The 8613-nt window shown below is 57.7% G+C and carries 7 protein-coding genes; 4 read left to right on the top strand and 3 right to left on the bottom strand.

Annotation, left to right across the window (positions count from 1 at the left end; translation table 11 throughout):
- From QVO51_RS02145 to QVO51_RS02135, 3 genes are all read right to left on the bottom strand, one after another.
- Positions 1-239: GNAT family N-acetyltransferase (locus QVO51_RS02145; RefSeq protein WP_369677875.1), on the bottom strand; the 239-nt coding region annotated here is incomplete at its 3' end.
- Positions 223-2778, bottom strand: a complete 2556-nt coding sequence (gene polA, locus QVO51_RS02140) for a DNA polymerase I (protein WP_022357044.1) — start codon at positions 2776-2778, stop codon at positions 223-225. The genes polA and QVO51_RS02145, both read right to left, overlap by 17 nt.
- Before the next feature lie 98 nt (positions 2779-2876).
- Positions 2877-3404 carry a MarR family winged helix-turn-helix transcriptional regulator gene (locus QVO51_RS02135; RefSeq protein ID WP_022357043.1) on the bottom strand — a complete coding sequence of 176 codons (528 nt, stop codon included), beginning with the start codon at positions 3402-3404 and terminating at the stop codon, positions 2877-2879.
- Between the two features lie 202 nt (positions 3405-3606).
- On the opposite strand from QVO51_RS02135, the gene hrcA reads away from it, so the two are divergent.
- The 4 genes from hrcA (at position 3607) to dnaJ (ending at position 8477) form a co-directional block, all read left to right on the top strand.
- Positions 3607-4638 (top strand): heat-inducible transcriptional repressor HrcA, encoded by a 1032-nt coding sequence (hrcA, locus tag QVO51_RS02130; RefSeq protein WP_022357042.1) that lies wholly within the window; start codon positions 3607-3609, stop codon positions 4636-4638.
- 19 nt (positions 4639-4657) lie between these two features.
- Entirely contained in the window at positions 4658-5242 is a 585-nt protein-coding gene (grpE, locus tag QVO51_RS02125) for a nucleotide exchange factor GrpE (RefSeq protein WP_022357041.1), read from the top strand.
- A gap of 73 nt (positions 5243-5315) precedes the next feature.
- Complete coding sequence (dnaK, locus tag QVO51_RS02120) at positions 5316-7163, top strand: molecular chaperone DnaK (RefSeq protein WP_022357040.1); 1848 nt, start codon at positions 5316-5318, stop codon at positions 7161-7163.
- Positions 7164-7322: 159 nt separating this feature from the next.
- On the top strand, positions 7323-8477 hold the full coding sequence (gene dnaJ, locus QVO51_RS02115) for a molecular chaperone DnaJ (RefSeq protein WP_288167759.1): 1155 nt from the start codon (positions 7323-7325) through the stop codon (positions 8475-8477).
- Positions 8478-8613: the final 136 nt, after the last annotated feature.

The following is an 8613-nucleotide window of genomic DNA, read 5'->3' as shown; positions in this document are numbered from 1 at the left end:
TAGGCTGCCCCTACCGCCACCGTGTTGATGTCCGCCGTATCTGCTGCAAAGGCGATGTTCACGAATCCGGCAACCTGTCCTTCCCGGAGGGCAACCAGGGTCAGCGCCTGGGGATTGGTCAGCTCTGACCGGAAGGCAGCCTCGCTCCAGGGCTCGGAAAAGCAAGCCTTTTCAAGGGCTGCCACCTGTGCCACATGGCACGCCTCCATCAGCAGGATGCTCTCATCCCTTTGCGGCATACCAGCTCTCTCCCTTTCCAACCTCCGCTGTCAGGGGCACTGCCATGTCCCAGGCATGCTCCATCTCCTCCCGGAGGATCACCGCCGCCCGGTCAGCGTACTGTACTGCGGCTTCTACGATCAGCTCATCGTGCACCTGTAAAATCAGCCTTGCGTCCAGCTGCTCCCTGGCAAGCCGCCGGTACACCCGGATCATGGCGATCTTGATGATGTCCGCCGCCGTGCCCTGGATGGGGGTATTCATGGCGATGCGCCTGCCTGCCGCCTGCTGGATCTTGTTGTGGCTCTTTAATTCCGGCACCTCCCGGCGTCTGCCGAACAGGGTGGATACAAAGCCGGTGCGTTCCGCATCCTCCACAATGCGGGTCATAAACTGCTCCACCCTGGGGAAGTTCTTCAGATATCGCTTGATGTAGCGATCCGCCTCCCGGACGGATACCCCGATGTCCTGGGACAGGGAGTATGCTCCGATGCCGTAGATGATGCCGAAGTTCACCGCCTTGGCTGCGCTCCGCATCTGGGGAGTCACTGCCTCCCGGGGCACCCCGAACACCTGCGCCGCCGTGGAAGCATGAATGTCCGCACCGCTCAGGAACGCCTGCTGCATGTTTGCGTCCTCACAGAGATTTGCCAGGATCCGCAGCTCGATCTGGCTGTAGTCCGCATCCAGCAGGATCCGCCCCTGGGGGGCTACGAAAAACTTCCGCATTTCCTTGCCCAGCTCCGTGCGTACCGGAATGTTCTGCATATTCGGTTCCGTGGAGGAAATTCTGCCGGTACGGGTCTCGGTCTGCTTGAAGCAGGTGTGGATCCGCCCGTCCGGGGCAACGGTTTTCAGCAGCCCTGCCACATAGGTGGAATTCAGCTTAGTCAGCTGCCGGTACCGGAGGATCAGACTCACGATGGGGTATGCGCCCCGGAGCTTTTCCAGCACCTCTGCGTTGGTGGAAAAGCTGCCGGTTTTGGTTTTTTTCTTCCCCTGGGGATGGGGGATCTCCAGATCCTCAAACAGTACCTGCCCCAACTGCTTGGGGGAGGCAATGTTGAACTGCTTCCCTGCCAGAGTGTAGATCTCCTCCTCCAGCTGCCGGATCTCTCCGGACAGCGCATCCCCGAACCGGCGCACTCCATCCTGGTCCACCAGCACCCCGGTATGCTCCATGGAGGCAAGCACCTCCACCAGGGGCAGCTCGATCTCCTCCATGAGCCGGGTCAGCCCCTCCGCCTCCAGCTTGTTCGCCAGAGCATCGCACAGCCCGGGCAGAGCGGCAATGTCCGCCGTATCCCCCATGTCTTCCTCATAGGGCAGGTGGAAGCTGCGGCACAGCGCCGGGATCTCGTAGGATGCCTTGGTGGCTTCGTGCAGGTATGCGGCAATGGCACCGTCAAAACACAGTCCCGTCAGGCTGCTGTCTGCCGCAAAGGCATACCGGTACACAGGCTTTGCGTCAAAGCTGCGCTTTTTGCAGCCGGATGCCAGAAACGCCAGGATCAGCCCCTGTTCCCGGGTGGTGCAGATGCATGTTCCCGTGTGGATATATAAGGTATCCGCCCGGAGCAGGAAATCCACCGGCTGTTCCTGGTCTGTCAAGCCGTCCAGCATGCTCCGGTCAAGGGGCTGCACTGTTTTGCACAAGGAGATCACCGGGGCATCCGGCTCTGGCTTGCTTTGTACCGGTGCAGCCTCCAGCTTCAGCTTGTCCAGCAGCTTGAACAGCTCAAGCTCCGTCAGCAGGGCGGATACACTCTCCTTGTCCGGCTCCTTCAGCCGGTACGCTGCCGGATCCTGGGGAATGGGGGCATCCTTTACGATGGTGGCAAGCCACTTGCTTTCCTCTGCGGATGCCTTCCCCCCGGACAGCTTGGCGTATGCCCCCTTGGTCAGCCCTGCCTCGTCCAGATGAGCGTACAGCTCCTCAATGGTGCCATAGGTCTGGATCAGTCCCGTGGCAGTTTTCGGGCCGATGCCCGGTACCCCCTTGATGTTGTCGGAGCTGTCCCCCATCAGCGCCTTCAGATCGATCAGCTGCACCGGGGCAAACCCATACTCCTCCCGGAATCGCTCCTCTGTATAAGGAATAGTTTCTTTGTTGGTGGCAAGATCCACCCGCACATGCTCCCCCACCAATTGGAGGCTGTCCCGGTCTCCGGTGAGAATCACGCATTCCTCCCCATGCTCCGTACAGATCCGGGCAAGGGTGCCCAGAATGTCATCCGCCTCAAAGCCCTCTGCCTCCAGCACGGTGATGCCCATGCCCCGCAGCAGCTCCTTTACCGGGGCAAGCTGCTGTGCCAGCTCCTCCGGCATGCCCTTCCGGTTGGCTTTGTAGGATGCCACCGCCTTATGCCGGAAGGTGGGACTCCGCAGGTCAAACGCCACCGCCACCCCATCCGGCTGCACCTGTGCCGCCTCCTTCAGGTAGATGTTGAAAAACCCGAACAGGGCGTTGGTGGGCACACCCTTGCTGCTTGTGAGCATACGGATGCCGTAAAACGCCCGGTTCAGGATGCTGTTGCCGTCAATTGCCAGCAGAGTCATAGACTGTTCCTCCATCGATTTTTCTATTATTTATATTTATAGTATACCACAAGGGCGCCCCATTTGTCCATAAAAAAAGACAGAAGCCCGGCTCCTGTCTATATGTCGCTGTCCTGACCGGTGAGGGCATCCTCAAAGGCCTGGTACAGGATCTGCATTTGTTCAAACAGCTGCTTGTACGCCTGCTCTCCGATCCGCTCCATCACCGACAGCCCGATTCGCCGCCGTGCCTGCAATGCCCGGTCGTACAACTGCCTGCCCGCCTTGGTCATGGTGATATAAGTGATCCGCCGGTCGGTAATGTCGCTGACCCGGGAGACGGCGCACTTTTCCTCCAGGGATTTCAGCAGCTTGGACACTGCCGGGGTGGTGACCTCCAGGGCGGCGGCAAGCTCCGAGATCTTTACGGCGCCGCTGGGGCTTTTTGCGATCAGATGCAGCAGCATGAACTCCGGCCGGGGCAGCCCCTCCACCTTATAGCGGGCGTTGAGCTTGTTGAACCGATCCAGTACGGCGATCCACTCCACCTCCAGGGACTCTACCTCCACAGGGCTGCACCTGCCTTTCTGCTTTATAATAGTACATTGCCGGATGGGTTCCGGGTTCAGTTCCTTTAATCGTACCATATCCCCCCTGATTTGTCAATGCGGCAGGAGCAAAAACAACAAACATGCACAAAAAATAAGATATTATTTGTGCAAAACGCTGAAAATGCAAAAACCACTTGACAACATGGTACGGGCGTGGTATCTTATATTTAGCACTCGGAGAGATAGAGTGCTAACAGAGCATCCGGACGGGTGCTAACTTGAAAGAAGGAGTGAGGCTATGGACGACCGCAAGCTGAAAATTCTGGCTGCTGTCGTGGATGAATATGTGCAGACCGGCGAGCCCGTCGGTTCCAAGACCATCGCTGCACTGCCTCATATCAATGTTTCTGCGGCAACGGTGCGCAACGACATGGCGGTACTGGAGCAGTTAGGACTGCTGGAACAGCCCCACACCTCCGCCGGCAGGATCCCCACCTTCAACGGCTATCGGCTCTACATCGACAAGCTGATGACCACCGAGACGCTTTCCGAAAAGGAGCGGCAGCGGCTGGACGATATGCTGGAGGCGCAGGGTGCTCTGACCGAGGAGCTGCTGATCCAGAGCGCAGGCACAGCCCTTGCGGAGCTGACCAAATGCGCAGCGGTAGTGACAAATGCAGCACCGAAGTTTTCCATCATCTCCAAGGTGGAGGTGATCCCCACCGGCAAGCGGCTGTATGTGATCCTGCTGATTACATCCAACGGCAGCATCAAAAACAAAGCCTGTCGGCTGGAGTTTGATCTGAGCAATGAGCAGCTTGAATTTTTCACACATTATATGGAGGAGAACCTGGAGGGCGTATCCGTTGAGGATCTGTCCGAACAGCGGCTCCAGGATCTGATCGCCGCACTGGGCGCATATATGACCACCCTTTCCCCTTTGGTACAGGGACTGTATGAATTGTCCCGGGATCTGAAGCAGAAGGAAGTCACCGTCAGCGGCGCACGGAACCTTTTAACCTGCAGCGAGCTTGAAAAAATGGATATCGTCCAGTTCATGGAGCACACGGACACCGTGATTCCTCTGCTGGATGACGCATTCAGCGGCGTGCAGGTGCTCTTCAGCCAGGAGAGCAATCATTTCGTCATCGGCAATTCCAGTATGATCGTATCCAAGTACCAGAAGGGCAATCAGCCTGCCGGTGCGCTGGGGGTCATCGGGCCGATGCGGATCAATTACGCAAAGATCATTCCCTATATTGAATATTTCACACAAAAGCTGACGGATCTCATTTCCGATGAGGATGAACATGAGCCGGGACAGCATTAGAACAGAAGGGGTGCAACCGATGAAAAAAGAACAGGATCTGACCGAGGAAACCACCGCCGGACAGGAGCCGGAGGAGGCTGCAAAGGCAACGGAGCCGGAGGCTGCGCAGGAGGCGGAATCCGCTTCCCAGCCGGAACAGGCAGAGCAGCCGGAGATCAAGCAGACCAGGACGGAACCGGATCCGGCGGAGCAGCTGGCGGCGGAAAAGGACAAGTACCTGCGGCTGTACGCCGAATACGACAACTACCGCAAGCGCACCGCAAAGGAAAAGACCGAGACCTATTCCCATGCCACTGCTGCAGCGGTGGAAACCCTGCTGCCGGCGCTGGACAGCTTTTCCCTGGCGCTGGAGGCTGCTTGTACGGATGAAGCCTACAAGACCGGCATGGAAAAGATCTATACACAGCTTAACGAGGCGCTCAAGAAGCTGGGCGTCCGGGAAATGGAAGCCCTGGGAACTCCCTTTGATCCGAATTTCCACCACGCCATCAAGCAGGCGGCGGATACGGAATACGAAGAAGGCATGGTGTGTCAGGTATTCCAGAAGGGCTATCTGATCGGGGATCGGGTGATCCGCCACGCAATGGTGGCAGTTGCCCAGTAGCCCCCGGATGAAACATCCAAAACCGAGTAAACTATCTTTATCAGAACAGAAAGCATAGAGAGGAAGATTTATTATGGCAAAAATTATTGGTATCGACCTTGGTACAACCAACTCCTGCGTAGCCGTTATGGAAGGCGGCAATGCAGTGGTAATCCCCAACGCTGAGGGTGCAAGAACCACCCCGTCCGTTGTGGCATTCTCCAAGAACGGCGAGCGTCTGGTAGGTCAGGTGGCAAAGCGCCAGGCTATCACCAACCCGGATAAGACCGTAAGCTCCATCAAGCGTCACATGGGCTCCAACTACAAGGTAGAGATCGAGGGCAAGTCCTACACGCCCCAGGAGATCTCCGCTATGATCCTGCAAAAGCTGAAGGCAGACGCTGAGGCATACCTGGGCGAGAAGGTTTCCGAGGCGGTTATCACCGTTCCCGCATACTTCACCGACAGCCAGCGTCAGGCAACCAAGGACGCAGGTCAGATCGCAGGGCTGACCGTCAAGAGAATCATCAACGAGCCTACTGCTGCGGCTCTGTCCTACGGCATCGACAAGGAAGATGAGCAGAAGATCATGGTATTCGACCTGGGCGGCGGTACCTTCGATGTATCCATCATCGACATGGGCGACGGGGTTACAGAGGTTCTGGCAACTGCCGGCAACAACCACCTGGGCGGCGATGACTTTGACCAGCGGATCATTGACTGGATGACCTCCGAGTTCAAGAAGGCAGAGGGCATTGACCTGACCGGCGACAAGATGGCAATGCAGAGACTGAAGGAAGCCGCAGAGAAGGCAAAGATCGAGCTGTCCTCCACACCTTCCTCCAACATCAATCTGCCCTTCATTACCGCAGACGCAACCGGCCCGAAGCATCTGGATCTGACCCTGTCCCAGGCAAAGTTCAATGAGCTGACTGCGGATCTGGTACAGGCAACCATGGGCCCGGTAGATCAGGCGCTGCATGACAGCGGTCTGAAGGCCTCCGACCTGGATAAGGTGCTGCTGGTAGGCGGCTCCTCCAGAATCCCGGCGGTGCAGGAAGCTGTAAAGCAGAAGATCGGCAAGGAACCCTTCAAGGGCATCAACCCGGATGAGTGTGTAGCACTGGGTGCAGCATACCAGGGCGGCGTCCTGGGCGGCGACGTAAAGGAAGGTCTGCTGCTGCTGGATGTTACTCCGCTTTCTCTGGGTATTGAAACTGCCGGCGGCGTATGCACCAAGATGATCCCCAGAAACACCACCATCCCCACCAAGAAGACCCAGGTGTTCTCCACCTATGCAGACAATCAGCCTGCGGTGGATATCAACGTACTCCAGGGCGAGCGTGAATTCGCACGGGACAACAAGCAGCTGGGCACCTTCCGTCTGGATGGCATTGCACCGGCGCCCCGTGGTATCCCCCAGATCGAGGTAACCTTTGATATCGATGCAAACGGCATCGTACACGTTTCCGCAAAGGATCTTGGCACCGGCAAGGAGCAGAATATCTCCATCACCGCTTCCACCAACATGAGCGAGGCTGACATTGACAAGGCTGTCAAGGACGCTGAGAAGTATGCGGAGGAGGACAAGAAGCGCCGTGAGGCAGTGGATGCCAAGAACAACGGCGAGAACCTGGTGTTCCAGTGCGAGAAGGCAATGACCGACTTCGGCGACAAGGTAACCGATGCGGACAAGGCGCCCATCACCGAAAAGTGCAATGCACTGAAGGAAGCCCTCAAGACTGACAATACCGAGGAGATCAAGGCAAAGACCGAGGAGCTGCAAAAGGCATTCTACGACCTGTCCGGCAAGGTATACCAGCAGGCAGGCGCAGCACAGGGTCAGCCGGACATGGGCAACATGGGCGGCATGAACGGCGGCAGCAGCAATCCGGGCGGCGATGACGGCGACGTGGTAGACGCAGACTTTACAGAAGCGTAAGCATATGCTACAATCGGAATAGAGAACATGGGCGGGCCTGGTTTCCGCCCTGTCTCCGTACATGGACGGCGGCGGAGGGCGTCAGCAGCTGCGTCGAGGCATCATGTATTTTCGTGAAAGGAGATATGCATTCCCTGAAGGGAACGCATGACCGGAATTATGGCTGAAAAACGAGATTATTATGAAGTGCTCGGCGTGCAGAAGGACGCTGACGAGGAAGCGATCAAAAAAGCGTACCGCGCCATGGCACGAAAGTACCACCCCGATCTGCATCCGGGCGATAAGGAATGCGAGGAAAAGTTCAAGGAGGTCACCGAGGCATACGAGGTGCTTTCCGACCCGGAGAAGCGTCAGAAATATGACCAGTTCGGTCACGCCGGTGTGGATCCCAGCTACGGCGGCATGGGCGGTATGGGTGGCATGGGCGGCATGCAGGGCGGCTTTGCCGACATGGGAGATATCTTCGAGAATCTCTTTGGCGGCGTATTCGGCGGCTCCCGCAGCTCCAGTGCCAATGCCCCCAGACAGGGCAAGGATGTGAACGTGGGGCTGAATATTGACTTTATGCAGGCGTGCAAGGGCATGCGTGCAGAGGTGAAGGTTCAGCGGATGGAATGCTGTGCAGACTGTGCCGGTACCGGTGCTGCGGCAGGTTCCTCTCCGGAGGTATGTCCGGACTGCCACGGCAGGGGCACGGTGAAGATCAATCAGCGCACCCCCTTCGGCATGATCGCCCAGACCAAGACCTGTCCCCACTGCGGCGGCAAGGGCAAGGTCATCAGCAATCCCTGTAGCAAGTGCAAGGGCGCAGGCCGGGTACGGGTGGCAAAGACCATCAAGGTGGATGTGCCTGCGGGCATCGACAACGGTCAGACCCTCCGGGTGTCCGGCCAGGGTGATGCAGGCATCAACGGCGGCCCCAGCGGCAACCTGAACGTGGTCATCAATGTGCGTCCCCATCCCCTCTTTGTCCGGGACGGCTACGATGTACACTGCGAGATCCCCATTACCTACACCCAGGCGGTCATGGGGGACGATATCACGGTGCCCACCATTGACGGGCATGTCAAGTACCATGTGGGCGAGGGTACCCAGACCGGCACCGTGTTCCGGCTCAGGGGCAAGGGCGTGCGCCGGCTCCATCGGACGGACAACGGCGACCAGTATGTGAAGGTAGTCGTGGAAGTGCCCAAGAATCTGACCAAGAAGCAGAAGGATCTGCTGAAGGCGTTCGAGGATTCCCTCAGCGACAAGAATTATGCCAAGCGACAGTCCTTTTTTGAAAAGCTGAAGGGCTTGTTTGATGCGAAATAATGCAAGCGCCGTCTCCGGTTGGGAGGCGGCGCTTTTGTTTTGCGTGACATTAGATTGTGTGCGGTTCTTTATGCTCTGCGTGCTGCGGATACGCATGACCCATCTACCAGAATCTTGGGGAGACAACCCAGGGGAA

Origin of the sequence: Ruminococcus sp. CAG:379 (genome assembly GCF_000434255.1) — a bacterium.
GTDB classification, from domain to species: domain Bacteria; phylum Bacillota; class Clostridia; order Oscillospirales; family Ruminococcaceae; genus Ruminococcus_F; species Ruminococcus_F champanellensis.
Note: the sequence above shows the minus strand (reverse complement) of the source record. Positions and strands in the feature narration are given on the sequence as shown.